Raw genomic sequence first — 26401 nt, forward strand, 5'->3', positions numbered from 1 at the left:
CCCTAGCCTAACCGCCGTGAGTGCGTTCGCCGCACCGGATAGACAATAGGAAAAATGTGACTGAACAGAAGACTTTTGCTGACTTCGGGGTTTCCGGCCCCATCGTCGCGGCTCTTGCCGATCACGGCATCACCGAGCCCTTCCCCATTCAATCGATGACTCTGCCGATCGCGCTCGGCGGCGCCGACATCATCGGTCAGGCGCAGACGGGCACCGGCAAGACCCTCGGCTTCGGCCTACCGCTGCTGCAGCGCCTCGACGCTCCCGTCCGCCCAGAGTTCGCTCCGGCCGAGGGCTCAACCCCCGAAATCCCCGAAGCCGGACGCGCCCCGCGTGGGCTCGTCGTCGCACCAACGCGCGAACTCGCCCAGCAGGTTGCCGGCGAACTTGCGACCGCGGCAGAAAAGCTGCAGGTCAAGGTCGTCACGATCTACGGCGGTCGGGATTACGAACCGCAGATTGAATCGCTCAAGGCCGGCGCCGATGTCGTCGTCGGAACTCCGGGCCGTCTGCTCGACCTGTACGGCCGTCGGATTCTCAAGCTCAGCGAAATCACGACCGTCGTCCTCGACGAGGCCGACGAAATGCTCGACCTGGGCTTCCTGCCGGATGTTGAGCGGATCATCGCCGCTCTGCCTGCTGGGCGCCAGACGATGCTATTCTCGGCAACCATGCCGGGTGCGGTTGTGACAATGGCTCGCCGCTACATGCACCAGCCCACTCACATTCGGGCAGCGAACGAACAGTCGGCGCACGAAAAGACTGCGAACATCAAGCAGTTCGCCTACCGTGCCCACGCTATGGACAAGGCCGAGCTCGTCGGTCGTGTACTGCAGTCAGAGGGTCGCGGCCGCACCATCATCTTCGCCAAGACGAAGCGCACTGCCGACCGTCTGGCCGAAGAGCTCACGGACCGTGGTTTTAATGCCCGCCCGCTGCACGGTGACCTCAACCAGCAGGCGCGCGAGCGTGCTCTGAAAAACTTCCGCACTGGCAAGACCGATGTTCTGGTTGCCACCGATGTCGCTGCCCGCGGCATCGACGTTGAGGACGTCACCCACGTCATCAACTACCAGTGCCCGGATGACGAAAGCACCTACATTCACCGCGTGGGACGCACCGGTCGTGCCGGCAGCACCGGCATTGCGATCACGCTCATCGACTGGGATGACATTCCGCGCTGGAACATGATCGCCCGCACCCTTGAGCAGGACCTCGAGGCGAAGGAAACCTACTCCACGTCTCCCCACCTGTTTGAAGAGCAGAACATCCCCAAGGGCACCAAGGGCCGGCTGCCGCGAGCACAGTCCGCAAAGTCGGAAGGCTCAGGTTCTGGCCGCGGCGAGAACCGCCGTTCCGGCCGCGGCGGGCGTCGTCGTGATGACAGCAAGCCGCGTCGCCCGCGCCGCCGCACTCGCGGAGGCAAGAGCGTTGAGAAGGGCTCGGATGCGCAGAAGTCCGATTCCGCACAGCAGGCGAAGACCTCTGATGGGGATGCTCCCAAGCGTCGTCGCCGTCGCCGCCGCACTCGAGGCGGAGCGCAAGAAGACTGACGGGTTCCGGCGGGTGCCGGGCGGGTCAGGCGTGGAGGACTTCGACGCCGCGGGCTCGTTCGGCTATTCGCTCCAGCTGTTCCGGCTCGGTGATGTTTTCACCGAGCCGGTTTGGCTTTCCGGCGCCGTGATAGTCGGATGATCCGGTCACAATGAGGTCGTGTTCTGCCGCCATGCGGCGCAGTCGGCGTCGCCCCTCCGGAGGATTGTCCCGGTGGTCGATCTCCAAGCCGTCGAGTCCCGCTTCGATGAGTTCGCCGATGGCGGCGTCACCGAGCACGCGGCCGCGTGCTGATGCAAGAGGGTGGGCGAACACGGCTACTCCCCCGGCATCGTGAACCATGCGCACGGCATCGATTGCGGATATTGCCGGAATCGGCACGTAGTAGGGCCCGCGCGGGGAGAGCAGGTGCGCAAAAGCCGCACTGCGGTCGGCGGCGAATCCGCCGGCTACGAGGGCGTCGGCAATGTGCGGCCGTCCGATTGTCGCTTCAGGGCCGACAACGGCCAGAAGGTCGTCCCAGTTCAGCGGGTAGTCGCGGCTGAGCAGTTCGACCATGCGCTGGCCGCGTTCAAGGCGGGCTTTGCGCATATCGGCAACCGCGGCGGAAAGTTCAGCCCCTTCGGGGTTGTGCAGGTAGCTCAGCAGGTGCACTGTCACACCGTCGTGTTTGCACGACACTTCCATACCGCGCACCAGGCTGATGCCTTCGCGTTTGGCTGCCACGGCCGCATCGGCCCATCCGCGAACCGTGTCGTGATCTGTCAGCCCGACAGTCTCAAGCCCCACCTGCGCGGCTTCTTTCAGCAGTTCTTCGGGCGTTTGAGTGCCGTCGGAAAAGCTCGAGTGGGTGTGCAGATCGATCGACATGCCACACAGTCTACTGAGCCGGATGACACGGCGGCACTGGCGACTATGCTGGAGTCATGACTACCGATCAGGCTCTTGATGACCGTGTCAACAACCGCTCCCGCAGGCCGAACTCGAAGGCCTTCCGGGATTTCGTAGCTCAGGGCTGGGAGCGCACTCCCGTTCCCGCCGAAGCACTCGAAGCTTCCCGCTTCACTCCCGCACGCCGTGAGGCTGTGTCCCAGGCGTTTCCCGGCGAACGGGTTGTCGTTCCCGCCGGCAGCCTCAAAGTCCGCTCGAACGACACCGACTACCCCTTCCGCCCGCACTCCGCGTTCATTCACCTGACCGGGCTGCACGCTGACCTTGAGCCCGACTCAGTGCTCGTGTTCGAACCCACCGAGGACGGCCACAACGTCACGTTCTACTTCAGCCCGCGCGCTGGAGCGGACACCGAGGAGTTCTTCTCGGACGCCCGCTACGGCGAATACTGGGTCGGCAAGCGCCCGGAACTGGAAACCATGGAGACCATGACCGGCATGGCGTGCCGGCCCATTTCCGAAGCCGGCGAATCCATTACGAAGGACCTCGGCAGCACCTCGGTGCGTCTGCTGCGCGGTGCCGACAGCAGCATCGAAGCGCAGGTCGACAGGGCACGCCAGGCCGTTCAGGCCGACCTCGAGGCCAGCCAGGCCGGCGATGACGAACTTGCCCAGTTCCTGTCCGAACTGCGCCTGATCAAGGACAACTACGAAATCGGCGAAGTCCGCCGCGCTATCGCAATCACTCGTGAAGGCTTCGACCACATCGTCGACAGCCTCGACGAAGCCGTCGGCCACCACCGCGGTGAGCGGGTCATCGAAACGGCGTTCTGGAAGGCTGCCCGCACCGAGGGCAACAACGTGGGCTACGAAACGATTGCCGCTTCCGGCAACAACGCCTGCACCCTCCACTGGACGAAGAACACCGGCAAGGTCAACCCGGGTGATCTGCTGCTGGTCGATGCCGGTGCTGAGGCCGACAGCCTGTACACGGCTGACATCACCCGCACGATTCCGATCAGCGGCACGTTCTCGGATGTGCAGGCCCGCATCTACGACGCGGTTCTGGAAGCCGCGGACGCTGCTTTTGCGGTTGCCGGTGAGCACGTCAACCGTCCCGTGAAGTTCGCCGAGGTCCACGATGCCGCTATGGGAGTCATTGCGCACCGCCTGGAAGAGTGGGGTCTTCTGCCGGTTTCTGCCGAAGAGGCGCTCAGCCCTGAGGGCCAGCAGCACCGCCGGTGGATGGTCCACGGAACCAGCCACCACCTCGGCCTCGATGTTCACGACTGCGCCCAGGCGCGTGCCGACATGTACCTGGGTGCTGACCTCAAGCCGGGCATGATCTTCACGATTGAGCCGGGACTGTACTTCAAGGAAGAGGATCTTCTGCTTCCCGAGGAGTACCGCGGCATCGGCGTGCGGATCGAAGACGACATTCTCGTCACCGAGGACGGTGTCGAGAACCTGTCAGCCGGCTTCCCGCGGACTCGCGAAGAAATCGAAGCGTGGGTTCAGGGGCGCAGCTGAATGGAACTCGGTTGTCTGCTTCCCGGTGTGAGCCCCGAACATCTGGGGGTTCGCATCGGGGTTGATTCAGTTGATGAACGCAGCGGCGTCACCGTACTCATTCCTCCGCCGGGTACGACTGTCGGTGTTGATTCCCGAGGCGGTGGTCCCGCCACGCACGAAACCGACATCGCCCGCCCTGGCACCCTGCCCTTTGGGGCTGACGCTGTTGTCCTCACCGGTGGCAGCGCACTGGGTTTGGCTGCCGCACGCGGTGTGCAGAACCGTCTGGCTGAAGCCGGCATCGGCACACCCGTTGCCGGTGTTCGAGTACCCATTGTTCCTGCGGCCGCGATTTTCGACATCGGCCGCAGGCCGCATCACGGCAGTCGCGAGGATCATCGCAGCGGCATCCCAGATGCCGGCGACGGGTACTGGGCCGCTGTTCATGCGCTTGGGTACCACCTCACCGAAGAACCCAGCATCAGTTCTTTCCGAGGGTCGGAAGGTGCCGGTACAGCAGCGTGGACTGGTCGCGGATTCTCCCGAGGCGGAATGGGCTACGCTTCGATCCGCACCTCGTCGGGGGCTTGGGTCAGTGCCGTCGTGATTGCCAACCCCATGGGCACCATCCTCTCACTTTGCGGCGAACTCTACGCGGCACAGGCGCTGTCGGCCTATGGGCTCACACTGCCCGGTGTCGACCCAGCTGAGGTTGCCAGGCTGGTCGCGACAGCTGCCGAACGCGGAACCGCGCAGGAAGACGCCCGCACCAACACGACGATCGCCGTCATCTGCACGGATGCAGGTCTCACTGATTCTGAGACCACTCGGCTAGCGGCGTCGGCCCACGCGGGAATCGCCAGGGCCGTGTGGCCGTCCCACACGATGTTCGACGGCGACACGGTGTTTGCCTTAAGCACGGGCGAGCGCACTGAGAACTCCGCAGCACTGCTGACCGAACTCAATATTGCCGCCGCCGATGCTTTGTCTGCCGCCATCATCGACGGTGTGCTCAGTGCAGAAGAGGCCCTGCCGTGGGAACGAGATCCCGACCCCTTCCCCGATGCATTCAGCACTGTCTTTCCCGAACTCTCACAGAAGTGGGAAGAGGAAGCCGAGCGGCGCCTCGGCAATTTAGAAAACTCGCCACACCCCGAACCGGAACACACCGACGAACAGTAGAATAGCCAGTCGAATATCGTCGTCAGAGGAAGGTCGGTCAGTGACACCTCCCAACAGGGACGCGGTATATGAAGCCCTCAAAGGCGTCATAGACCCCGAAATCCGCCGCAGCATCGTCGAACTGGGAATGCTCGACGAATTCACCATCGCAGACGACGGCACCGTCGACGTGCGCGTTCTGCTGACAGTCGCGGGCTGTCCGCTCAAGGACACCATCATCAGCGACACCACGAAGGCCGTACAGGCTGTTGAGGGCGTCACCGCCGTCAACGTGGAACTGGGCACCATGACACCCGAGCAGCGCCAAGAGATGCGCGAAAAGCTCCAGGGGCCCGGCACCTCGCGCCCCATTCCCTTCAACGAACCGAACTCGCTCACCCGCGTCTACGCGGTGGCCTCCGGCAAGGGCGGTGTCGGCAAGTCGTCCGTGACCGCCAACCTCGCTGTCGCACTCGCCGAACAGGGCCTGTCGGTCGGCGTTGTCGACGCCGACATCTACGGCTTCTCGATTCCCGGCATGCTGGGCTTGTCCGGCAACCCCACCCGCGTGGACGACATGATCATCCCGCAGGTGGCTCACAACGTGAAGGTCATGTCGATCGGCATGTTCGTCCCGCCGTCACAGCCTGTCGTGTGGCGCGGACCTATGCTGCACCGTGCACTCCAGCAGTTCCTCACGGACGTGTTCTGGGGCGACCTCGACATCCTGCTGCTCGACCTGCCGCCGGGTACGGGTGACATCGCCATTTCGGTTGGACAGCTGCTGCCCACCTCGGAGCTTCTGGTTGTCACAACACCGCAGCAGGCTGCAGCCCAGGTAGCCGCACGCGCCGGCACGGTCGCAACCCAGACCCGCCAGCGCATCGCGGGTGTTGTCGAGAACATGTCGTGGCTCGAGCTGCCCTCCGGTGAGCGCATGGAAATCTTCGGTTCCGGAGGAGGCACCGAGGTCGCCGAACAGCTGACCCGCACAACCGGTGCGAAGGTCCCGCTCCTGGGTCAGATTCCGCTGGACGAGCCCGTCCGCTCCGGCGCTGACGCCGGTGTGCCGGCCGTCCTGTCCCACCCGGATTCCCCCGCTTCGGTGACGCTGCGCTCTGTTGCCCAGCAGCTCAGCCGCCGTTCGCGCGGACTTGCCGGCCGTTCGCTGGGACTGTCACCGGCCTGAGTAAGGCACACAGCTGAAGACGAGGGGCGTGCGAGTTTCAACCTCGCACGCCCCTCTTTTCGATTTCACAGCATTGGGTCGGCGCTTACGTGGCTTCGTCGTCAAACGGCGCCGGTTTCGATGTGTCGCGCTGGCCAGCCTGTTCTGAGTACCTCTGCAGGGGTGACAGGCGCATGGGCTCCAGCGGGCGATCATCAGCCGGTTCGGGTTCGTCGTCTTCCATGAGGGCCTCACGCACAATCCTGCGCGGGTCGTACTGGCGTGGATCGAATTTCTGCCAATCGACGTCTTTGAAGTCGTCACCCATTTCGTCCTGCACGCTGTCGCGCAGACTGACGATCTGCTTGCGCATGGTTTTGACGAAATCACGCAGCTGCGCGGCATATTCCGGCATGCGCTGCGGGCCTACGACAATGAGAACAACAAGCATGATGATGATGAACTCAGTGCCGTTGATCCCGAACATGCACACCATTCTAAGCCGTGGCGCCCTCCGGCTTCAGCCGAGGTCGGCACACGCCGGGGCCTGTGACTATGCTTATCCCACCGGGGTCATCAGGCCCGGCGGGAGCACACGCAGAACAGGAGGAGCGCTTGTCCAGAAACTGGGCGGCTGACAGCCACTACGCTTCTCGGTTCAACACCGCGACAGCCGCAGAAGAAGCGGCGCGCACAATTGCGGCGGACTATCAGAGCGCCCCGTTGGGCGCGACATCCGCCAGGCTTCTGACCATGCTCGTACAGCTGACCGGTGCAAAGAACGTCGTTGAGCTGGGCACCGGCACGGGAGCGTCAACACTGGCGATACTCGCAGGATTGGGCCCCGGCGGCATGCTCACGAGTGTTGACATTGATCGCGAACGCCAGTCAGTGGCTGCTGAACTCGCTGAGGTCGCAGGTTTCCGCGCCCACCGAACACGGTTCATCCAGGGTTTTGCCGAATCGGTCCTCAGCCGGCTCTCACCGGAAGGCTACGACTTCGTGTTCGTCGACACTGACCCGGCTGGTTTCCCCGACATCGTGCCGCAGGCCCTGACGAAGGTGCGCAACGGCGGACTGCTGGTGGTCAATGACGCCCTGGGTTCGGGGACCGTCGCAGACCCCGCTGCTCGGGATGCGAGTTCCACCGCCCTGCGTCGGGTTCTTGCCGACCTCCAGGACTCCCCCAACCGTGTGCTCCTGCCGATCGATGCGGGACTGCTGGCAGTGCGCCGCTGACCGGCCAAAGAAAAATCCCGTTCTCCCATCGGGAGAACGGGATCTGCGAAACGCCGGTCAGCCTTCGAGCGCTCCGGCCAGGACATCCTTGAGGTCCTGAGCTTCGTCCTGGCTGATTTCGATAACCAGACGGCCGCCGCCTTCAACGGGCAGGCGAAGGACATAGCCGCGTCCCTCTTTCGTCACTTCGAGAGGGCCATCACCGGTGCGAGGCTTCTGAGCTGCCATTCTTAATCCTTTCGCCGAACACAGTTATCAGCTATTATCCAACACTTTCTCGGGTTTCGCACATAACGAGACCTTCTTCGTCATATCACGGCGGGAAGCCCGTGGGCGGCACCAGACGCCACAGCAGTGATATCCACAGAAGCTGCAGGACCGTAAACCCGATAAGCGCCGTAGCCAGAGCCGTGCGGGAGCGACTGCGCGCCTGCACCATTGCCAGACCGAACATCGGCAGCAGAAGCCGCAGGGTTGAAGTCTGCGGTGTGAAGAACAAGAGCAGGTACACGGCGTAGCCGAAAAGGAACTGCTTCTGCGTCCTGCCGATCAGCTCACCCGTCGGACCGAGCGTTCCCCACACGAACAGCAGTATGAGAACAGCGAGGGCAATCGGCCCCCACCAGCCCAGATAGCGTGTCGAGGCGGTCAGCCACTGGGTGAAGACCTCCGTGTGGCCCGTCCACGCAGCTTCGGTCTTCCGGTAAGCGTCGAATTGTCCCGTGAGCATCCATGCTCCCAGCGGCTGCAGTACGGCGAAGAAGCACGACAGCACACCCAAAGCCCACGATGTCAGGACTTCCAACAGCGGATACGGCTCTGTCTGCCTGCGCCGGATCCGATCAAGCAGGTGAATGAGCATGAAGAACGAAAACGCCACCCCAATGGGCCTGGCGAGGTCCATGAGGAGAACTGCTGGAATGGCAAGAAGATAGCGGCGAGAATCCACGCACAGCAGGGAAAGCGCGAGGAAGAAGATGCCGGCGGCTTCCGAATAGCCGGTCGAAAAGACGGCTGCTGCGGGAAAGAAGAACACGAGCGCTGTACCGGCAAGGGCTCGTGCAGGATCTGCGTGCCGCCGGAACAGGTACAGGATCGCAATCGCTGCGGCCAAGGCGAAGATGTGCGACACGATGGGTGAGAGCACCTTGTAGTCAATGCCCGTCATATCGCGCAGCCAGCCGACGATCGTGGGGTGCAGCGGATAGAACGCCCACTGGTTCTGGGCGACATCCCCACTGTCGGTCAGCGGAAGAACGCGGGGGTAGCCCTCGTCGGCGATTCGCCGGTACCAGTCAGCGTCCCAGAAGCCCAGGAACTCAAAGAAGGTCGGAGGTTTGTTGTCCGACCAGAACGTGGGCGCCTGGAAGCGCAGAACAATGCTGAACAGCAGCAGAGTCACCACGCGGCTGACGGCATAGACCGCAGTGGCCTGCACCCATACCGGCAGGCGCAGTAGAGACGCGGTCAGACTCCGGGCAGAGAAGGCTTCGGTGCGTAACTGCACGGCTTCACTTTTCGGTTCTGACACCGGCTTCTTCTTCAAGCTCTTCTATGCGGGCAGTGAGGATGTCAATGGCCTGATCAACTTGGTCCCTGCGGTACCCGCCGAAAGCTGGTGAGAACCGCATCCGGGCAATATCAGCAGCGGATGCGTCCTTCGGTGGCAGAACGGGTTCGGGTTCGCTCATGCCGGAATCGAAGATGCCGAAAGCACCGGCGGCAACGGCTGCGAACACGATGAGCGCCGCGCACACTCCAAGGATCATCCAGGCCATGCGTCTATGCTCTCACACGCTTTCAACGCAGTCCTCGCTGTGCGCTGACAGGCGGTTTGAGGCCGCGTATGCCGACAACCACGTCAATCGCCTGACGTGTTTCAGCCGTGTCATGCGTGCGGATAATGGCAGCACCCGCATCAACTGCAAGCGCCGTGGCCGCAATAGTGGCGGCAAGCCGGTCATCCGGTCCTTGTGAACCGACGAGCTCTCCCACAAAGTCCTTACGCGAAATCGCGAGCATCACGGCGCTCTCACCGGCTGTGAGCATGCCAAGGTCCCGCATAACAGCGGCCGACTGGTACGTGTTCTTCCCAAAATCGGGTGTGGGGTCAAGAATGATGGCTCGTTCGTCAACACCCGCCTCGAGGGCGCGTGCACGCAGCCGCTCAAGCCCCTCCATGACGGCCGGCATGACATCAGCAGACGATAGACCCAACCGGTTGCGATGAGCGTCAGTCCGGGGAGCCAGGCCCCCGGTATGGGAGCAGACCAGGCCGACCTCCGCCTCGGCGGCGGCGTGTGCGACATCAGGATCCACACCCGCCCACGTGTCGTTGATGAGCCCGGCACCGGCCTCGGCCGCGGCTCTGGCCACCGGTGCGCGGTAGGTGTCGCAGGAGATGAGCACATCCGGGTACTCCTTGGCCAAAGCCGAGATGACCGGCGCGACCAAAGCGATTTCTTCGCCTACCGACACAGCCGGTCCGCGCCCGGCCCTCACTCCCCCGATGTCGAGGATCCGCGCACCTTCCCGGACCGCCTCCTCGGCAGAGCAGAGTGCATCATCCACGGTTGCCGCAGACGTGTAGAAAGAGTCCGTCGACCGGTTGATGACAGCCATGATGACCGGCTGCAGGGGTCCGGCCTCAACCCCGCGAACTCTGAACGTCACGGACGGAAACGACCGGTGGGAATCGGCTGGTCGGCAGACTCCTGAATGAAGGCAATTGCCTCATCCACCGAATCCGTCAGGTGGAACAGATCGACATCGCCGGGAGAAATCGTTCCCTTGTCGACGAGTGTGGTGGTGATCCAGTCAACGAGCCCCGACCAGAAGTCCGTTCCCATGAGAACCACCGGATAGCGGTTCTTCTTGCGTGTCTGCACCAGTGTGAGAGCCTCAAACAGCTCGTCAAGCGTGCCGAAGCCGCCGGGCAGCACAATCGCGGCCGAGGAATACTTCATAAACATCGTCTTGCGCACGAAGAAGTAGCGGAAGTTGATGCCGATGCCCACATAGGGGTTGAGCCCCGATTCAAACGGCAGTTCGATGCCCAGGCCCACCGAGGTTCCTTCGGCTTCCGCTGCACCCTTGCTGCCGCCCTCCATGACACCGGGCCCACCGCCGGTGACAACCGCGTATCCCTCGTCCACGAGCCTGCGACCGAGCTCTTCAGCCAGGGCGTACTCTTCCGTGCCTTCGTTCAGGCGGGCCGAACCGAAGATCGACACTGCCGTCGGCAGACCCGCCAGCGAACTGAAGCCCTCAATGAACTCCGCGTGGATCCGCATGGTCCGCCACGGGTCTTCGTGCACCCAGCCAGAGTCAGGGCGATTGTCCAACAGCCGCTGGTCGGCGGTGGTTTCGGGCACGTGCTGGCTTCGCAGGTGCAGTGAGCCCTTCGTGTAGAAGAGTTCGTCGTTCGGGATGTCAGAGCTGGTCATTGTGTCCTTTCACGAAAAAGACGGGGCGGGCACAGTGCCTCACCCCGCCTTCACCCAGCCGTCAGTTCGACGGGTAGGTGCGAAGCTTTTCGCCGGTGTAGATCTGGCGCGGACGGCCGATGCGGGTGGTGTCGTCACCGCGCATTTCAATCCACTGGGCAATCCAGCCGGGCAGACGGCCCATGGCGAAGATCACCGTGAACATGTCGGTGGGGAATCCAAGCGCCTTGTAGATCAGACCCGTGTAGAAGTCGACGTTCGGGTACAGCTTGCGGCTGACGAAGTAGTCGTCGTCAAGCGCAACCTTTTCCAGAGCTGTAGCAAGGTCCAGGAGGTCGTCGTTGCCGCCCTGCTCTTCGATGATGTCGTGGGCGGTCTGCTTGATGATGGCAGCGCGCGGGTCGTAGTTCTTGTAGACGCGGTGGCCGAAGCCCATGAGGCGTACGCCGCGTTCCTTGTTCTTGACCCGCTCCATGTAGCTTTCGGCGCCGTCGTCGGACTGCGAAATCTCTTCGAGCATTTCCAGCACCGCGGAGTTCGCGCCGCCGTGCAGAGGGCCTGCCAGAGCGTTGATGCCGGCTACAACCGACTGGTAGAGGTTTGCTTCGGACGAGCCGACCAGGCGAACCGACGATGTCGAGCAGTTCTGTTCGTGGTCTGCATGCAGGATGAACAGAAGGTCGAGCGCCTTGCGAACGTTCTCGCTGGATGCGTATTCTTCACCGCTTACACCGAAGTTGCTGCGGAAGAAGTTGCCGACCAGACCGTACTGCGGTTCGGGGCGCAGGACCGAGTCGACGCCGAAGCGGCGGCGGTGGGCCAGGGCCGTCAAGACGGGCATGGCGCCGAGCAGGCGAACGGCGGCTTCTTCCATCTGTGCGTCGTCGTAGACGTCGATGGTGTCCTGGTTGAAGGTGCCCAGCGCCGAAACGGCGGTCGAGAGGATCGACATGGGGTGAGCGTCTTCCGGCATTGCGGCGACGAGGTCGTAGATGCCCTGCGGGACTTCGGCGTGCTGGGCGATGCGCTCTTCAAACGACTTCAGCTGTTCGGCGGTGGGCAGTTCGCCCTTGATGAGGAGGTAGGCGACTTCGACGAAGGATGCGTTCTCGGCGAGGTCTTCGATGGCGTATCCGCGGTAGCGCAGGATGCCTTCGTCACCGTCGATGAAAGTGATGGCGGAGGTCGACGAGGCGGTGTTGCCAAAGCCGGGGTCGAAGGTGACGCGGTCGGTTTCAGCCAGGAGCTTGCTGATGTTCAGCCCCTCAGTACCGGCTGTTGATTCGACGCCTTCGAGTTCGAGTTCATGGTCATCTACCCGCAGGAAGCCGTCTGCCGCCATTGATTCTCCTCTGTTCGAACTTCGCACGCTCTGTTCCGCTGTGGTTCAGAGACATGAAGAAGATTACCTAATTGTAGAAAAAACAGTAAATCACTGAGAGTTCACTCAACGTGTGGTAGCTGAGCTTCCGCGCAGCCTCTCAGCCGCCGCACGAATCCTTTCGTCCGGTGCTGTCAGTGCCAGCCGGACGTATTGTTGTCCTTCCGGTCCGTAGATGAAGCCTGGGCCTGCCATGATGCCCAGCCCTGCCAGCCATTCGAGTGTTGCCATGCAGTCTTCGCCCCGGGTTGCCCACAGGTACAGGCCCGCTTCCGAATGGTCGATGCGCAGGCCCGCCTGTTCGACTGCCGGCCGCAGAAGCTCGCGACGACGCAGGTAAATGTCGCGCTGCCGCTGCCAGTGCGCGTCGTCATTCAGAGCGGCGATCATCGCCGCCTGCACGGGTGCGGGAACGATCATTCCCTGGTGTTTGCGGGTGGTGGTCAGTTCCCGGATGAGCACGCGGTCACCCGTGACGAATGATGCACGGTAGCCGGCGAGGTTTGACTGCTTGGACAGAGAATAGACGCTCAGCACGCCGGAATAGTCAGCGCCGACGACCTCGGGGTCGAGCACCGACGGGGTCGGACGGTCGCCGACCCAGTTGAGAGCCGCATAGCATTCGTCGCCGGCCACCACGGTGCCGCAGCGACGCGCTTCTGCGATGACAGCCCGAAGCTCTTCAGCCGTATCTACGCGGCCGGTGGGATTGCCCGGCGAATTGAGCCACAGGAGGCCCACACCTTCCAGCGATGCTCCCGCGGCAATGTCTGCTGCATTGATGCGCACACATTCGACACCGGCAAGGCGCGCACCGATTTCATATGTGGGGTATGCCTGCGACGGGCATGCCACGCGCAGTCCCAGCTGAGCGAGCCCCAGCAGGCTCGGCAGGGCTGCGACGAACTCTTTGGACCCGACCGTCGGCAGGATTTCGCTGCCGGGATCAAGTTCGATGCCGCGGACCCGCTTTGACCAGCCGGCAATCGCTTCGCGCAGCTGAACAGTGCCGTCAGTTGTGGGATAGCCCGGAGCGTCAGCTGCCGCCCGCAGGGCTTCCTGTATGAGCTCCGGTGTTGGGTCGATGGGCGTGCCGATTGAGATGTCGACGATCCCATCGGGATGAGCTTCGGCGGTCTGCCGTACGGCGGCCAGCCGATCCCACGGGTAGGCCTCCAGGTGAAGGCCGTAGCGTTCGTAGGTCACTCGTCGTGTTCCTGCTTGGGCAGCGCTGCAACGATCGGGTGGTCGTAGCCGACATTGCCGACACCGGCGGCTCCGCCGGGTGAACCGAGGTCGTTGAAGAAGTCGACGTTGGCCGTGTAGTACTCGGCCCACTCTTCTGGGACGTCGTCTTCGTAGTAGATGGCCTCAACAGGGCAGACCGGTTCGCAGGCGCCGCAGTCCACGCACTCGTCGGGGTGGATGTAGAGCATCCGCTCGCCTTCGTAGATGCAGTCGACGGGACATTCGTCAACACAGGCGAGGTCTTTGAGGTCGACGCAGGGCTGGGCAATGATGTAGGTCACTGGGACTCCTTCTGCTGAGCGTGGAGTGACACGCTCCCGGCGGCATTCATCTGATCCAAGGGTACTCCCCCGCTAAGGTGGTGACGTTCATGGTCTGGATACACCTTGGAGGTCACAGGAGTGTTTGAGCCGCAGCCGGGAATGCGGGTCGTCGTCCGCTACAGCGACGGCGGGCAGCTGACAGACGCTCTCGGCCACGTTCTCGCGGCCGATGCCGACTCCGTGACAGTTGACTCCAAGCGCGGTCCCGTGCGGATTGAGCGGGCCTCCATTGAGCTCGCCCACGAAATCCCGCCGGCACCTAAGCGACCGGGTCCCGTCCATTCGACCGTGTCGGCGGCAGACCTGCGCCGCATTTCAGCCCAAGTGTGGCTGCCGGGCGAAAGCGTGTGGCTCAACCGGGACGCGGTTGCCGAAGAACTCACCTCGGACGAGGGTGGGGTCTCTGCGGTCGAGTCCGGCTGGCTCTTGCGCGCCGCCGCCGGGGCCGATGCTCGCGCGAACTCCGCTCTTGTGCTCACAGACCCGCAGGTCCCCGCGGAAGAGGCACTCGGAGCAGTCGAGAAGTGGTACATAGATCGGGGCCTTCCCCCTGCCCTGCAGATCTTTTCAGGTGAGGCCGGAGGAGAACTCGACTCCGCCTCGGCGCAGGTTTCGCAGCTGCTGCGACCGGCGGGGTTTTCCCCCAGCGACACGTGGCTCACGATGACTGCCCCGGCCCGGGAAGTTGCGGGTGCCGCACAGCCGCCTCAGGGTTTGGAGATTGTGCAGTCCGATCAGGCCCACGCGGTGCACTTGGCCGCGTGGGGTCATGACGACACTGAGGACATGCGCGCGCTCCTGCACAGTGCGCCGCAGGTGATTTTTCTCTCAGCCGTTGCACTGCACCCGGACGGGTCGAAATCACTCGTGGGCGCTGTCCGGCTGGCTATCGCCAGCAAGTGGGGCTGGGTGGACAATCTGGTTGTCAATCCCCAGCTGCGCCGCCGAGGTGCCGGGAAGGCTCTCGTGCAAGCCGCCGCCCGCTTGGCTGCGGTTCAGGGCATCCGCTCGATCGGCTGCGATGTTCTCGCAGCAAACGAAGAGGCAACAGCACTCCTGGCCGGATTGGGCTTTAAGGAGCACCACCGCTTCTGGTTCGCCGTCCAGGAGGCCGCTGCGGGCGGCAACGCTGAGCAGCCCGCGGGGGCTTAGTCGCAGACGATCCTGTTGACCGGGCGGTAGACGGTCGTGAACTGGTCCTTGGTCACCTTGCCGGTCTCAATGTTCTTCATAGTGCGGTAGATGGTGATCGACCATCCGCCCCGCGGGGACTGCGGTTTGCAGCTGGGGCCGGACTTCTTCACGGTTGCCGGACTCGTGTGGGCAAAACGGCCCGATGCGCCGGCTTCGACTTCGAGAGTCTTCTCGCCCTTGATTTCCGCGTTGACCTGGCCGCCGGAGACCGACATGTGCAGAACCACCGGCTTGTCCGAGGTGTTGGTGAAGGCCATGTCGATCGAATGCCAGTCAAGGGTGGATTCGCGGCCCTCCGGGTAGCGCGAAATGTAGCGCGAATGAGCTTTGTGCTTATCCAACTGCATACCGGAGAAGAACGCGGCGTTGAACAGCGTTGTCGACACCTGTGAAACACCGCCGCCGTAGTCTTGTTTCATCTCTCCGCCGGAAATAACGCCCGCTTTGCGGTAGCCGTTGGCCGCGGTGCGCTGTCCGAGTGCTTTGTTGAGGCTGAACTGTTCGCCCGGCTGAACAACGGTGCCGTCAACCTTGGCGGATGCGACCTTGAGGTTGGTGTCGCGGCCCGGCTGCGACGAATACGGGGTGGAGAACTTACCCATCGTCTCCATCTTCATATTCTTCGCATCATCCGTGGTAAAGGATGCTTTCTCCGCTGTCAGCGGCAGTTCTGCTGTGCGGTTCTCTGCCTTCAGCGCGGCGTCGACGGCTTTCGCCACGTCAGCGTCTTTCGCCGAGATCCCGTCCTTGGATGGAACGACCGTCAGCTTTCCGCCGGAGAACTCAAAACTGGCGTTCTGTGCTTTTTCGCCCACTCCCTTGTTCTCTTTGAAAAGCGAACCCTTCAGGGCTTTGCCGTCGAGCTCAAGGGCAAGTTTTGATTCGCGCGGTGTGAAAGAAGCTGCCTTCGCAATCGCCTTGGGTGAGAGTTTGAGGCTTTCGCCGGACTTTTCGCCCGTCGACTTCAGGGTCACAGGCGATGCGACAGCCGGCTCTGCAATCTCTGTTTTCGCCTTCTGCGCTTCGGCGTCCGTAATGTCCGGTTCGACGGTCTCAGCCGTCGTGTTCAGCGGCTTGCCGTCCTGTGCGGGCCACTGAGTTTCGATGGCCTCGACAATGCTGTCGGCAGTGACTTCACGGCCGTCTGCGTCTTCCGTGACTTCCGGCTTTTCACCAGAGAAAGCCAGTTCGGCGTTCTTCGGCTCCACGCTCAGGTCCTCGGCCAGCGACTTCGCCGCGGTATCGAGAGCCTTCTGGTCGTATTCGAGTGCCAGCGGTTTGTCGTGCTCACTGCCGGACAGCGCGCGGAAAATATCGACCGGGTTGAACCGCGGGCCGATGAGCTCATCCACGGTGTCTTCAGCCGAAAAGCCCAGCGACACATCGTCAGGAGAAAATTCAGCTTCCGAATCCTCACCCGCACTCAGCGCAACCGGCTCCTGGGCCCTGTCCGCAAGCCCCTCATCGAGAGCCTTCACGGCTTCGTCCCGGCTCATCGAGCCGATGTCGATGCCGGCAACATGAGTTCCGGCCGGAACAGACCGCCCCGTCCAAAAGGCCAGGGCCGCATAGCCGATGAGAACAACGGCAACTGCCGTCAGGGTTCCCCACAGAGCTTTTGACATATCAGTGCTTTCGGTTTGCGCGCAGACACGGCAGCGTGAACGACAGGACAGCGGCAATGATCATGGGCCCAAACAGCCAGGCCACGGACCGCAGGGTTCCGGTGACCAGAACACCGCCACCGGGCAACAGGCCGGGCTGAGAGCCGATGAACGACACCAAGCTCATTGTGACGGCACAAAGCACAACTGCCGCCGTCGAACGGTTGGCCTCGGCGACGTACCACAGCACACAGCCGGCAAGGGCCAGCGCCAAAAGCAGTCCCCACGGCACGATGACAGCCTGCCCTGCGAGGTTGAAAAGCGATGCTCCCAGGTGCTGGAAGGTGCCGAGCACACCCGCGAGCAGCCCGAGGAAAACACTCGAGAACACCATCGCCACCGCCGAGGGCGGCTCTGGACGATCAGGTTCTTCGAGGAACTCGAGGATGTCCGCACCCTTGTGGCCATCGGGTGATGTGAAGTATTCGGTGTCCAGCAGTACGGTGCCGATGTTGTTCGACAGCGCGTAGAAGTCACCGGCAACCTGCAGCTGAGTGGCGTGAGCCGCCATAGCCCGAGCTTTGTGCCCGCGGTGGGCGCTGATGTCCTGGCTGAGAACAACCGGGTCTTCAGCCGGGATCGTGGGAACTTTCTGGGCGGGCTCAAAGCCGGTGAGGGCAAAGCCGGGACGGTCCACGTTGAACATCTGCTCCACCGCAGCCTGTGGTGTATCGACGTAGATGACGCGCGGCCGGTGTTTGCGCTTGAGCCTCGACACTGCACGCAGTGTTGCCTCGTGCACCCGAACGTGGTCGGGGTGCCCGTATCCCCCGCCTGCCGGGTAGGTCACCACGAGGCGGGGTCGGCGATCCTCAATGACGGCGGCAATATAGGCGGCAACGTCATCGAGTTTCGCGGCACACAGTGATTCGGCCGGAGTGTCGGCGGGAACCTGCGCGTGACCGTCAGGTCCCCATTCCATGCCGGAGTCCTCAAAGCGGCGCTCCGGCAGCGTGCCGGCACCGCCGGCAGGAGTGCCGAGGAACGCCCAGTCGTCCACACCGAGGGCTTTCATGGCCTCGGCGAGTTCGCCCTCCCGGTGGGCAGCCAGCGCGTCGCGGTGGACTTCCAGGGTGTCGTTCAGCGGACCGATCACCTCACCGCCCTCACCGCGGGTTGCGGTGACGATCGTGACGGGCACTTGGGCTTCGCGCAGTCTGGCGATGGTGCCGCCGGTGAGGATCGATTCGTCGTCCGGGTGGGCGTGGACGAACAGGACTCCGGACATCAGGAGTTCCTGCGTTTGCGGGCGTTGGCGGCCTTGCGGCGCTCAGCCTGGTCAAGGATGACCTTGCGCAGGCGAATAGCGCCAGGGGTCACTTCGACGCATTCGTCTTCAGCGGCGAACTCGAGGGACTCTTCGAGTGTGAGTTTGCGCGAGGGCGCCAGGTGTTCGAAGCTGTCGGCGCTGGCTGCGCGCATGTTCGTCAGCTTCTTTTCCTTGGTGATGTTGACGTCCATGTCTTCGTTGCGGCTGTTTTCGCCGACGATCTGGCCCTCGTAGACCTCCGAGGTGGGCTCGACGATGAACGAACCGCGCTCCTGCAGGGCAATCATGGCGTACGGGGTGGCAGCACCGGCACGGTCTGCAACAAGCGAACCGGTGTTGCGGAACTCGATTTCGCCGGCCCACGGCGCGTAGCCGGCACTGATGGAGTTTGCGATACCGGCCCCGTGGGTTTCCGTGAGGAATCGCGTGCGGAAGCCGATGAGGCCGCGCGCCGGTACACGGAACTCGATGCGGACCCAGCCGGTTCCGTGGTTCGACATGGATTCCATCTGGCCCTTGCGGCTGGCCATCAGCTGGGTCACTCCACCCAGATACTCTTCCGGCACATCGACCGTGAGCATTTCAAAGGGCTCGTGCAGGGTGCCGTCGATCGTCTTAGTGACAACCTGCGGTTTGCCGACGGTCAGTTCGAAGCCTTCGCGGCGCATCTGCTCAACGAGCACGGCCAGGGCGAGTTCACCTCGGCCCTGAACCTCCCACGCGTCGGGACGTTCCGTGGGCAGCACCTTGAGGCTGACGTTGCCGACCAGTTCCTGGTCGAGGCGGTCCTTGACCATGCGCGCGGTGACTTTGGTGTTCTTTTCGCGGCCGGCCATGGGCGAGGTGTTGGTGCCGACGGTCATGGAGATCGCCGGGTCGTCGATGTGGATGGGCGGCAGGGGGCGCGGGTCGTCGAGGTCGGTGATGGTGTCGCCGATCATGACGTCCGGGATGCCCGCGATTGCGAAAATGTCACCGGCCCCACCCTCTTCGACCGGCACGCGCTCCAGGCCGCGGGTTTCGAGCAGTTCAGTGATTTTGACCTGCTTGAGGTCGCCTTCCTTGTTGATCCAGCCGACCTGTGCGCCCTTGCGCAGTACGCCGCCATAGATCTTCACGAGTGCCAGACGACCCAGGAAGGGCGAGGCGTCGAGATTCGTGACGTGTGCCTGCAGCACGCCGTCGTCCGTGACGGTCGGGGCAGGAATGTTCTCCATGATGGCCGCGAACAGCGGTTCGAGGTCGGTGCCGTCGGGAACTTCGCCGTCAGCGGGCTGTTCTGCCGAAGCGATGCCCGCGCGTGCCGACGCGAAGATGGTGGGCACGTCGAGAACTGCGTCAACGTCGATGTCGGGGTCTTCTTCCGAAAGGTCGCTTGCCAGTCCCAGCAGGAGGTCCTGAGCTTCTTCGACAACACCGTCGATGCGGGCATCCGCGCGGTCGGTCTTGTTGATCAGCAGGATCACGGGGAGTTTCGCGGCCAGTGCCTTGCGGAGCACGAAGCGGGTCTGCGGCAGCGGACCTTCGGAGGCGTCAACGAGGAGCACAACTCCGTCGACCATCGACAGGCCGCGTTCGACCTCGCCGCCGAAGTCGGCGTGGCCGGGGGTGTCGATGACGTTGATGGTGACGGGCTCACCGGGTGCCGACGGGCCGTTGTAGATGATCGAGGTGTTCTTCGCCAGGATCGTGATGCCCTTTTCACGTTCCAGGTCACCGGAGTCCATCACGCGGTCCTGGACCTCGCCGTGATCGCCGAACGCGCCGCCCTGTTTGAGCATCGCGTTGACCAGCGTGGTCTTTCCGTGGTCGACGTGCGCCACGATCGCTACGTTGCGGAGGTTGTTTTTGCGTGATGTCTCAGCTGCCATCAATCCACTTTCTTCTTGGAAGATCCGGGCACACTGCGTGGGCCCAACCGACAATTATAAGTCCGCGCCCGGTGTTTCCGGGCAGTGTTCACCAGCCGCGCTCCTGCCATTCGTCCAGGTGCGGCCTTTCGGTGCCGATCGTGGTGTGCGCGCCGTGGCCCGGCAGCACGACGGTGCTGTCGGGAAGAACGTCGAAGATCCGCGTGCGCAGGTCGGCCATGAGGCTTGTGAAGTCTTCAGGGGACCAGGTTTTGCCGGGGCCTCCGGGGAACAGCGAGTCTCCGGAGATCAGCACGGTGTCATCCCCGTCGCGGATGATGAGCGCAATCGATCCGGGCGTGTGCCCGCGCAGGTGAACGATCTCGATGGCAACGTCGCCGACGGTGATGGTTTCTCCGTGCTTCAGACGCTCAGTGATGACAGCACCGGACTCTTCTTCGATGGCATCGGCGTCGTACTCCCCCGCCGCAGACACAGCGCCGGTGTCGGCGAGCGCATCCGCCAGAGCCCGAACGTGGTCCCAGTGGCGGTGGGTTGTCAGAACGCGTTCAACGGGAGCATCGCCGATGAACTGTTTGATGGCCGACCAGTCGTCTGCCGCGTCGACGAGCAGTCGCGCCCCGCTGTCGCGGTGGGTGACAAGGTAGACGTTATTTTCCATGTCCGAGACCGCGATCCAGCGGATCTCGAGGGCCGAGGTGTTGATCGTGTTCTCAGTCATGTCAGCCTCCCTGACGCATCGGCGCGCGGGCCGATAGTGTTGTTGTCTGCTCCCAGTCCATCACAGAGAGGGTGCCGTGTTCGAGTCTTCTGCTGTCGCGTGGACGGTGCTGTTGATTTCCGGCGCGTTTGAGGCCATGTGGGCTGCCGCTCTGGGTGAGTCTTCCTGGTCGATGCGCAAGCGGATCATTGTGTTCACGGTCGGCACGATTGTGTCGATGGGCGGACTGTACTTAGGCCTGACCGTGATCCCAGTCGGTGCGGGCTATGCCGCGTGGGTTGGTGTCGGTGCGGTCGCAGCTCTTGCCTATTCGGCGCTGCGGGGCCGTGAGCGGCTCACCCTGTTGCGGCTGTTCTTTGTTTTCGTCCTCATTGCCGGAATCGTGGGCCTGGGGGTGTTCTCGTGAATCGCTTAGCGCCGACCACCCGCACGGGTGCGTGGATTGTTCTGCTGATTTCGGGGGCCTGTGAGTCCCTCTGGGCGCACGCTCTGAGCAGCGGGCTGGGCAGCATCGGCTGGATTCTGCTGTTCTACGTGGGTCTGTTCGTGTCGCTTACGGGTCTGCGCATGGCGATGCGGATCATCCCGATGGGCACTGCCTACGCTATGTGGACGGGGATCGGCGCGGCAACGACCGCTGTGTGGGCGGCCGCTGCCGGTGAGCCTTTCCCCCTGCTCAAAATCGCGAGTCTGGTTCTTGTGGTGATCGGTGTGGCGGGCTTGGAGCTCACCAGCGGCCACGGGCGTACTGGGGAGGGTACGGAATCTCGCGAGGATTGAGGCCGAGTTCGTGAGCGGCTCGCAGCGGCCACGACGGTTCGCGCAGGGCTGCCCGTCCGATGAGGACCGCGTCTGCCTGCCCCGTAGTGAGGATGGTCTGTGCCTGCACGGGGTCGGTGATGAGGCCGACTGCTGCCGTCGGCACGCCTGCCTCGCGGATCCTCTGTGCGAAACCGGTCTGATAGCCCGGTCCCACCGGAATGTCAGCAGGGGTGTTTCCTCCCCCGGACACGTCGACGAGGTCGCAGCCCTCTTCATGCAGAACTCGGGACAGTTCGACTGCTTCGTCAATGCCGAAGCCGCCCTCTGCCCATTCGTCGGCGGAGATGCGCACGAGCACTGGGAAGTCGTCCGGCACCCTCGAGCGCACTGCGGCAAGGATGTCGCGCAGCAGTTTCCACCTGCCGGTGCCTGAGCCGTATTCGTCGTCGCGGTTATTCGACAGCGGGCTGAGGAAGGAGTGGATGAGGTAGCCGTGTGCGCCGTGGATTTCGACGGTGTCGAATCCTGCCGTAACAGCCCTTTCTGCGGCCGCGCCGAATGCTTCGACGACGTCCCTGATCTGCTCGGCGCTCATAGCCGTCGGTTCGGCAAGCCCCGGGTAAGCGAGGTCACTGGGTCCGAGTGTCGGCCAACCTCCGGCGTCCTTGGACACCGTCCCCTTTCCTTCGCCGGGGAACGGCCGATGCGTACTCGCCTTCCGGCCGGCGTGTGCAAGCTGAATGCCGATGGCGGCTCCCTGGGAGTGCACGAAGTCGACAATCGGCTTCCATGCCTGGGCTTGTTCGTCGTTCCAGATGCCGGCGTCCTGCGGTGAGATCCGCCCCTCGGGAACAACGGCGGAAGCTTCCGTGATGATCAGCCCGAAGCCGCCGGCAGCGCGAGCCCCGAGGTGCGTCAGGTGCCACTGGCCGGGCACGCCGTCGCGGTTTTCGCAGGAGTACTGGCACATGGGAGGCAGCCACACGCGGTTGCGCACGGTCAGTCCCCGCAGGGTCATGGGGCTGAAGAGCTGAGTCATGGATTCCTCACAGGTGGTTTCGGAAGAACTCGCCCAGGTGATCGGCTGCGAGTTCGGGGTGTTCGATCATGAAGACGTGAGCGGCATCCGGGATGGTGACGTGCGTGCCGTTCTGTGCTGTTTCGGCAAGCTGCTCCATGGACTCCGGTGTGTTGACGACGTCCTGGGCGGCAGACATCCACAGGGTGGGCACCGCAATGTCGGCGGTGCGCTCGGAAAGGTCGTAGTCGGCGAGCGCTTCACAGCAGGCGATGTAGGCCTCTTCAGATGTTGTCAGCAGCTGGTGGGCGGCAATGTGGCCTGCGGCAAGGTCCTCACTGAGGAAACCGGCGGCAAACCACAGGTCGAGCGTGTCCGGCACTGCCGGAGCAATGCCGTCCTCGCGCACCCTGGCGATCCTGTCGTGCCAATCCTGGGGTTCGCCGAACTTGGCCGCTGTTGCCACCGGCGCTGCTGCCCGCACCCGGTCGGAGTGGTTGAGGGCGAGCTCCTGTGCCACCCCACCGGAGATAGAACAGCCGGCGTAGCCGAAGGTCTCCGCACCGAGCTCATCGGCAATCTGGACGACACCTCGGGCCATGGAGGCAACCGTGACAGGCTCTTCAGCCGAGAAGTCCCGTCCGGCATCGGCGCCGTGGCCGGGAAGCTCAGTCAAAACCACCCGGAAGTCATCTGCCAGGCGGGCGGCGACGGAAGCCCACACGGATGCGTGCGTACCCAGGGGCGGACCGAAGATAAGCGTGGGAAGGTCAGTCGATTCCGGGTTGAGAACGGAATAGGCGAGTTTCGTCATATCAACTCCAACGGTGAGTGGCCGGCTTTTCTTCCTGCCGGGCGGGTGTGCTCAGCCGAACGACCCGCCCGACTTTTCGAGATAGCACTGCGGACACAAGGACTCATAGGTGACGTCTGCCCCTTCGATTGCCACCTGTGAACCGGCGAACACGAAGTCACCGTCGGCTTTGCGGCCGTTGAACATGGCCTTCTTACCGCAGCGACAGATGGTTTTGAGCTCTTCGAGGGTATGGGCGATCTCCAGCAGTCTGCGGGAACCGGGGAATGCCTGCGTTCGGAAGTCGGTGCGCAGGCCGTAGCACATCACCGGCACGTTCTGACCCACCGCGATCCGCATGAGTCCCTCAATCTGGGTGGGTGTGAGGAACTGGGCTTCGTCCACCAAAAGGCAGGCGACCGGCTGCACCGGCTGATCGACGTGGGTGATGAGCGCGGACGGGTCGGCGTATTCGGCGGCTTCGCGGAAAACGGTTTCAACATCGTCGTCTTCGCGCACGAGGATGTCGACGGTGCGCGAAACTCCCAGACGCGAAATGATCTTGTCCGCACCCTTCGTGTCGACGTACGGCTTGGCAAGCAGGATCCGCTGTCCGCGCTCTTCATAGTTGAACGCAGCCTGCAGCAGAGCTGTCGACTTGCCGGAGTTCATCGCTCCGTGCCGGAAATACAGTTTGGCCACCCTGTCCGTCCTTCCTACGCGACCGGAAACAGGATACCGGCACCGACGCCTGCACCCGGCTGTCGCGAGGGCGGCCGGTGCTTGGCACTCCGAGTCGATAGAATGACTTCGACAATCCCGAAGCGAGTTGGAGTGATCCTCTACTAATGGCAAAGATCATCTACACCCGCACCGACGAAGCGCCTCTGCTTGCAACGTATTCGCTCAAGCCGATCGTTGAAGCCTTCGCGCACACCGCCGGTGTCGAGGTCGAAACGCGCGACATCTCACTTGCCGGTCGAATCCTGGCGCAGTTTAACGATGTCCTCCCCGAAGACCAGCAGCACCCTGACTCCCTGGCTGAGCTCGGCGAACTGGCCAAGAAGCCCGAAGCCAACATCATCAAGCTGCCCAACATTTCGGCATCCGTTCCGCAGCTGAAGGCGGCCATTGCCGAACTGCAGGGGCAGGGCTACGACCTTCCGGAATTCCCGGAAGAGCCGAAGACCGACGAAGAGCGCGACATCCGCGAACGCTACGGCCGCGCCCTCGGTTCGGCTGTCAACCCGGTTCTGCGCGAAGGCAACTCCGACCGTCGCGCCCCGCAGGCAGTCAAGAACTTCGCGAAGGCCCACCCGCACCGGATGGGCGAATGGACGAAGGACTCCGGCACCCGCGTGGCCACCATGTCCGCTGACGACTTCCGTTCGAACGAACAGTCCGTCGTCATGGAATCCGACGACACCCTGCAGATTCGCCTGCGCGGTGAAGACGGCGAAACCACCGTCCTCAAGGACGGCCTCAAGGTGCTCAAGGACGAAGTCATCGACTCGACGTTCATGAACGTCCGTGCCCTTGAGAAGTTCCTCAAGGAGCAGATCGCCCAGGCCAAGAAGGACGGCGTTCTGTTCTCCGTCCACCTCAAGGCCACCATGATGAAGGTGTCGGACCCCGAACTGTTCGGTCACGTCGTTCGCGCTTTCTTCCCGTCGGTCTACGAAAAGTACGGCGAAGAACTCACCGCCGCTGGCCTCACCCCGGACTACGGTCTTGCAGCCCTGCTCAACGGTCTTGACAACCTCGACCCCGAGGTCGCAAAGGGCGTGAAGGCAGAAATCGACGCCGGCTTCGAAAACGGCCCGGCACTTGCCATGGTCGATTCTTCGCGCGGCATCACCAACCTGCACGTGCCCTCGGATGTCATCGTGGACGCCTCCATGCCCGCGATGATCCGCGACGGCGGCAAGATGTGGGGTGCTGACGACGGCCAGCACGACACCCTGGCAGTCATCCCCGACTCCAGCTACGCCGGTGTATTCCAGGCCACCATTGAGGACTGCAAGGAAAACGGCACCCTCGACCCCGCCACGATGGGCACCGTGCCCAACGTGGGCCTCATGGCGCAGAAGGCCGAAGAGTACGGCAGCCACGACAAGACGTTCATCCTTGATCGTCCCGGCACGGTTGAGGTCGTCAACTCCGCAGGCGACGTCCTCATGTCCCACGAAGTGCAGACCGGTGACATCTGGCGCGCATGCCAGACCAAGGACATTCCGATCCGTGACTGGGTCAAGCTCGCAGTGACCCGCGCTCGCCTGTCGGACACCCCGGCTGTGTTCTGGCTGGACGAGGAGCGCGCACACGACCGCAACCTCATCGAGAAGGTCAACACCTACCTCAAGGACCATGACACCTCGGGTCTGGACATCCAGATCATGAGCCCGGTCGAGGCTGCCAAGCACTCGCTGGCCCGCATCCGCAAGGGGCAAGACACCATTTCGGTGACCGGCAACGTGCTGCGTGACTACAACACCGACCTCTTCCCGATTCTCGAACTCGGTACATCGGCGAAGATGCTCTCAGTTGTTCCGCTGCTCGCCGGCGGTGGCCTGTTCGAAACCGGTGCTGGTGGTTCGGCACCCAAGCACGTGCAGCAGGTTCAGCAGGAAAACCACCTGCGCTGGGACTCGCTCGGCGAATTCTTCGCGATTGCCGAATCCTTCCGCCACTTCCTGCACTCGCAGGACAACCAGCGTGCCGGCGTTCTCGCTGACACCCTGGACCGTGCGACGGAGACCTTCCTGAATGAGAACCGTTCGCCTTCGCGCAAGGTCGGCGAAATCGACAACCGCGGCAGCCACTTCTACCTGACCCTGTACTGGGCAGAAGAACTGGCCAAGCAGTCTGACGATGCCGAACTCGCCAAGGCGCTGGCACCCATTGCCGAAGCGCTGCGCGAAAACGAAGCTGTGATCGCCGAAGAGCTGCTGGCTGTCCAGGGCCAGCCGGTCGACCTCAACGGCTACTACAACCCTGCTGACGAAACGCTGACCAAGCTCATGCGTCCGTCGCAGACATTCAACACAATCATCGACAAGCTCGGCTGAGAACTGAGCTGATCGATACCAGCTGAGGGCCGGGAGCACGCTGCTCCCGGCCCTCGGTGTTTCACACACAGTGACATATCCGATGCCCCGAAAGGCTGACCTCAGCGTCCGCGAATGA

General features: G+C 63.1%; 26 protein-coding genes. 9 read left to right on the forward strand and 17 right to left on the reverse strand.

Features of this window, described 5'->3' with window-relative positions:
* The first annotated feature begins 56 nt into the window (after positions 1-56).
* On the forward strand, positions 57-1553 hold the full coding sequence (locus HMPREF3087_RS06755) for a DEAD/DEAH box helicase (RefSeq protein ID WP_070428543.1): 1497 nt from the start codon (positions 57-59) through the stop codon (positions 1551-1553).
* A 25-nt stretch (positions 1554-1578) separates the two neighbouring features.
* On the opposite strand, the gene HMPREF3087_RS06760 is transcribed toward HMPREF3087_RS06755, so the two are convergent.
* Positions 1579-2424 (reverse strand): PHP domain-containing protein, encoded by an 846-nt coding sequence (locus HMPREF3087_RS06760; protein ID WP_070428544.1) that lies wholly within the window; start codon positions 2422-2424, stop codon positions 1579-1581.
* Positions 2425-2480: 56 nt separating this feature from the next.
* Between HMPREF3087_RS06760 and HMPREF3087_RS06765 the strand changes: the two genes are divergently transcribed.
* From HMPREF3087_RS06765 to HMPREF3087_RS06775, 3 genes are read left to right on the forward strand one after another with little or no spacing between them, the layout of a single operon-like run.
* Entirely contained in the window at positions 2481-3974 is a 1494-nt protein-coding gene (locus HMPREF3087_RS06765) for an aminopeptidase P family protein (RefSeq protein ID WP_070428545.1), read from the forward strand.
* Positions 3975-5138 (forward strand): P1 family peptidase, encoded by a 1164-nt coding sequence (locus tag HMPREF3087_RS06770; protein ID WP_070428546.1) that lies wholly within the window; start codon positions 3975-3977, stop codon positions 5136-5138. It begins immediately after the preceding gene.
* Positions 5139-5178: 40 nt separating this feature from the next.
* The gene (locus HMPREF3087_RS06775) at positions 5179-6306 is read left to right on the forward strand and encodes an Mrp/NBP35 family ATP-binding protein (RefSeq protein WP_070428547.1); all 1128 of its coding nucleotides are present in this window, start codon (positions 5179-5181) and stop codon (positions 6304-6306) included.
* Positions 6307-6391: 85 nt separating this feature from the next.
* Here HMPREF3087_RS06775 and HMPREF3087_RS06780 read toward each other — a convergent pair whose 3' ends face one another.
* Entirely contained in the window at positions 6392-6772 is a 381-nt protein-coding gene (locus HMPREF3087_RS06780; protein WP_019175490.1) for a twin-arginine translocase TatA/TatE family subunit, read from the reverse strand.
* A 128-nt stretch (positions 6773-6900) separates the two neighbouring features.
* On the opposite strand from HMPREF3087_RS06780, the gene HMPREF3087_RS06785 reads away from it, so the two are divergent.
* Positions 6901-7524, forward strand: coding sequence for an O-methyltransferase (locus HMPREF3087_RS06785; RefSeq protein WP_061942449.1), 624 nt, complete (start codon positions 6901-6903; stop codon positions 7522-7524).
* Between the two features lie 57 nt (positions 7525-7581).
* Here the strand turns inward: HMPREF3087_RS06785 and HMPREF3087_RS06790 are convergent, their stop codons facing one another.
* From HMPREF3087_RS06790 to fdxA, 8 genes are all read right to left on the reverse strand, one after another.
* Entirely contained in the window at positions 7582-7752 is a 171-nt protein-coding gene (locus HMPREF3087_RS06790) for a DUF3117 domain-containing protein (RefSeq protein WP_019175492.1), read from the reverse strand.
* 85 nt (positions 7753-7837) lie between these two features.
* Positions 7838-9031 carry a hypothetical protein gene (locus HMPREF3087_RS06795; protein ID WP_256173061.1) on the reverse strand — a complete coding sequence of 398 codons (1194 nt, stop codon included), beginning with the start codon at positions 9029-9031 and terminating at the stop codon, positions 7838-7840.
* A 4-nt stretch (positions 9032-9035) separates the two neighbouring features.
* The gene (locus HMPREF3087_RS06800) at positions 9036-9302 is read right to left on the reverse strand and encodes a DivIVA domain-containing protein (RefSeq protein WP_061942445.1); all 267 of its coding nucleotides are present in this window, start codon (positions 9300-9302) and stop codon (positions 9036-9038) included.
* Between the two features lie 22 nt (positions 9303-9324).
* Positions 9325-10197 carry a dihydropteroate synthase gene (folP, locus tag HMPREF3087_RS06805; protein ID WP_070428549.1) on the reverse strand — a complete coding sequence of 291 codons (873 nt, stop codon included), beginning with the start codon at positions 10195-10197 and terminating at the stop codon, positions 9325-9327.
* A complete protein-coding gene (locus tag HMPREF3087_RS06810) occupies positions 10194-10970 on the reverse strand; it encodes an LOG family protein (protein ID WP_061942441.1) in 777 nt (258 codons plus the stop codon). Before HMPREF3087_RS06810 ends, folP begins: the two co-directional genes overlap by 4 nt.
* A 61-nt stretch (positions 10971-11031) precedes the next feature.
* Positions 11032-12312 carry a citrate synthase gene (locus tag HMPREF3087_RS06815; protein WP_070428550.1) on the reverse strand — a complete coding sequence of 427 codons (1281 nt, stop codon included), beginning with the start codon at positions 12310-12312 and terminating at the stop codon, positions 11032-11034.
* A gap of 105 nt (positions 12313-12417) precedes the next feature.
* Positions 12418-13557, reverse strand: a complete 1140-nt coding sequence (dapC, locus tag HMPREF3087_RS06820) for a succinyldiaminopimelate transaminase (RefSeq protein ID WP_070428551.1) — start codon at positions 13555-13557, stop codon at positions 12418-12420.
* Positions 13554-13880: a ferredoxin gene (gene fdxA / locus HMPREF3087_RS06825; protein WP_061942434.1), complete on the reverse strand. Its 327-nt coding sequence runs from the start codon at positions 13878-13880 to the stop codon at positions 13554-13556. The genes dapC and fdxA overlap by 4 nt, the downstream gene beginning before the upstream one ends.
* A gap of 120 nt (positions 13881-14000) precedes the next feature.
* Here fdxA and HMPREF3087_RS06830 point away from each other — a divergent pair, with 120 nt between their 5' ends.
* Positions 14001-15074, forward strand: a complete 1074-nt coding sequence (locus tag HMPREF3087_RS06830; protein ID WP_070428552.1) for a GNAT family N-acetyltransferase — start codon at positions 14001-14003, stop codon at positions 15072-15074.
* On the opposite strand, the gene HMPREF3087_RS06835 is transcribed toward HMPREF3087_RS06830, so the two are convergent.
* The 4 genes from HMPREF3087_RS06835 to HMPREF3087_RS06850 form a co-directional block, all read right to left on the reverse strand.
* Entirely contained in the window at positions 15071-16741 is a 1671-nt protein-coding gene (locus tag HMPREF3087_RS06835; RefSeq protein WP_070428553.1) for a VanW family protein, read from the reverse strand. The two genes, HMPREF3087_RS06830 and HMPREF3087_RS06835, sit on opposite strands and share 4 nt — an antisense overlap.
* Position 16742: 1 nt before the next feature.
* Positions 16743-18008, reverse strand: a complete 1266-nt coding sequence (locus HMPREF3087_RS06840) for a PIG-L family deacetylase (protein ID WP_070428554.1) — start codon at positions 18006-18008, stop codon at positions 16743-16745.
* Entirely contained in the window at positions 18008-19921 is a 1914-nt protein-coding gene (gene typA / locus HMPREF3087_RS06845) for a translational GTPase TypA (RefSeq protein ID WP_062021848.1), read from the reverse strand. Before typA ends, HMPREF3087_RS06840 begins: the two co-directional genes overlap by 1 nt.
* 88 nt (positions 19922-20009) lie before the next feature.
* On the reverse strand, positions 20010-20642 hold the full coding sequence (locus tag HMPREF3087_RS06850) for an MBL fold metallo-hydrolase (protein WP_070428555.1): 633 nt from the start codon (positions 20640-20642) through the stop codon (positions 20010-20012).
* Between the two features lie 76 nt (positions 20643-20718).
* Between HMPREF3087_RS06850 and HMPREF3087_RS06855 the strand changes: the two genes are divergently transcribed.
* Together HMPREF3087_RS06855 and HMPREF3087_RS06860 are read left to right on the forward strand one after the other, a co-directional pair.
* Entirely contained in the window at positions 20719-21048 is a 330-nt protein-coding gene (locus HMPREF3087_RS06855) for a DMT family transporter (RefSeq protein WP_019175505.1), read from the forward strand.
* A complete protein-coding gene (locus tag HMPREF3087_RS06860; RefSeq protein WP_070428556.1) occupies positions 21045-21422 on the forward strand; it encodes a DMT family transporter in 378 nt (125 codons plus the stop codon). The genes HMPREF3087_RS06855 and HMPREF3087_RS06860 overlap by 4 nt, the downstream gene beginning before the upstream one ends.
* Here the strand turns inward: HMPREF3087_RS06860 and HMPREF3087_RS06865 are convergent.
* Genes HMPREF3087_RS06865 through HMPREF3087_RS06875 form a run of 3 tightly spaced genes read right to left on the reverse strand, consistent with a single transcriptional unit; the run spans position 21370 to position 23917 of the window.
* Positions 21370-22443: an NADH:flavin oxidoreductase/NADH oxidase gene (locus tag HMPREF3087_RS06865; protein ID WP_070428557.1), complete on the reverse strand. Its 1074-nt coding sequence runs from the start codon at positions 22441-22443 to the stop codon at positions 21370-21372. The two genes, HMPREF3087_RS06860 and HMPREF3087_RS06865, sit on opposite strands and share 53 nt — an antisense overlap.
* Positions 22444-22450: 7 nt before the next feature.
* Complete coding sequence (locus HMPREF3087_RS06870; protein WP_070423750.1) at positions 22451-23236, reverse strand: alpha/beta fold hydrolase; 786 nt, start codon at positions 23234-23236, stop codon at positions 22451-22453.
* 51 nt (positions 23237-23287) lie between these two features.
* Positions 23288-23917 carry a thymidine kinase gene (locus HMPREF3087_RS06875; RefSeq protein WP_019175509.1) on the reverse strand — a complete coding sequence of 210 codons (630 nt, stop codon included), beginning with the start codon at positions 23915-23917 and terminating at the stop codon, positions 23288-23290.
* A gap of 146 nt (positions 23918-24063) precedes the next feature.
* On the opposite strand from HMPREF3087_RS06875, the gene HMPREF3087_RS06880 reads away from it, so the two are divergent.
* The gene (locus HMPREF3087_RS06880; RefSeq protein WP_070428558.1) at positions 24064-26283 is read left to right on the forward strand and encodes an NADP-dependent isocitrate dehydrogenase; all 2220 of its coding nucleotides are present in this window, start codon (positions 24064-24066) and stop codon (positions 26281-26283) included.
* Positions 26284-26401 lie beyond the last annotated feature (118 nt).

Source organism: Brevibacterium sp. HMSC22B09 (genome assembly GCF_001806795.1).
Lineage (GTDB): Bacteria > Actinomycetota > Actinomycetes > Actinomycetales > Brevibacteriaceae > Brevibacterium > Brevibacterium ravenspurgense.

What these genes read in the sequence shown, in the direction of transcription:
- HMPREF3087_RS06760 (WP_070428544.1), bottom strand. Translation starts at nt 2,424, where the DNA reads ATGTCGATCGATCTGCACACCCACTCGAGCTTTTCCGACGGCACTCAA.
- HMPREF3087_RS06765 (WP_070428545.1), top strand. Translation starts at nt 2,481, where the DNA reads ATGACTACCGATCAGGCTCTTGATGACCGTGTCAACAACCGCTCCCGC.
- HMPREF3087_RS06770 (WP_070428546.1), top strand. Translation starts at nt 3,975, where the DNA reads ATGGAACTCGGTTGTCTGCTTCCCGGTGTGAGCCCCGAACATCTGGGG.
- HMPREF3087_RS06780 (WP_019175490.1), bottom strand. Translation starts at nt 6,772, where the DNA reads ATGTTCGGGATCAACGGCACTGAGTTCATCATCATCATGCTTGTTGTT.
- HMPREF3087_RS06790 (WP_019175492.1), bottom strand. Translation starts at nt 7,752, where the DNA reads ATGGCAGCTCAGAAGCCTCGCACCGGTGATGGCCCTCTCGAAGTGACG.
- HMPREF3087_RS06800 (WP_061942445.1), bottom strand. Translation starts at nt 9,302, where the DNA reads ATGGCCTGGATGATCCTTGGAGTGTGCGCGGCGCTCATCGTGTTCGCA.
- HMPREF3087_RS06810 (WP_061942441.1), bottom strand. Translation starts at nt 10,970, where the DNA reads ATGACCAGCTCTGACATCCCGAACGACGAACTCTTCTACACGAAGGGC.
- HMPREF3087_RS06815 (WP_070428550.1), bottom strand. Translation starts at nt 12,312, where the DNA reads ATGGCGGCAGACGGCTTCCTGCGGGTAGATGACCATGAACTCGAACTC.
- HMPREF3087_RS06835 (WP_070428553.1), bottom strand. Translation starts at nt 16,741, where the DNA reads ATGTCAAAAGCTCTGTGGGGAACCCTGACGGCAGTTGCCGTTGTTCTC.
- HMPREF3087_RS06840 (WP_070428554.1), bottom strand. Translation starts at nt 18,008, where the DNA reads ATGTCCGGAGTCCTGTTCGTCCACGCCCACCCGGACGACGAATCGATC.
- typA (WP_062021848.1), bottom strand. Translation starts at nt 19,921, where the DNA reads ATGGCAGCTGAGACATCACGCAAAAACAACCTCCGCAACGTAGCGATC.
- HMPREF3087_RS06850 (WP_070428555.1), bottom strand. Translation starts at nt 20,642, where the DNA reads ATGACTGAGAACACGATCAACACCTCGGCCCTCGAGATCCGCTGGATC.
- HMPREF3087_RS06865 (WP_070428557.1), bottom strand. Translation starts at nt 22,443, where the DNA reads ATGACTCAGCTCTTCAGCCCCATGACCCTGCGGGGACTGACCGTGCGC.
- HMPREF3087_RS06870 (WP_070423750.1), bottom strand. Translation starts at nt 23,236, where the DNA reads ATGACGAAACTCGCCTATTCCGTTCTCAACCCGGAATCGACTGACCTT.
- HMPREF3087_RS06880 (WP_070428558.1), top strand. Translation starts at nt 24,064, where the DNA reads ATGGCAAAGATCATCTACACCCGCACCGACGAAGCGCCTCTGCTTGCA.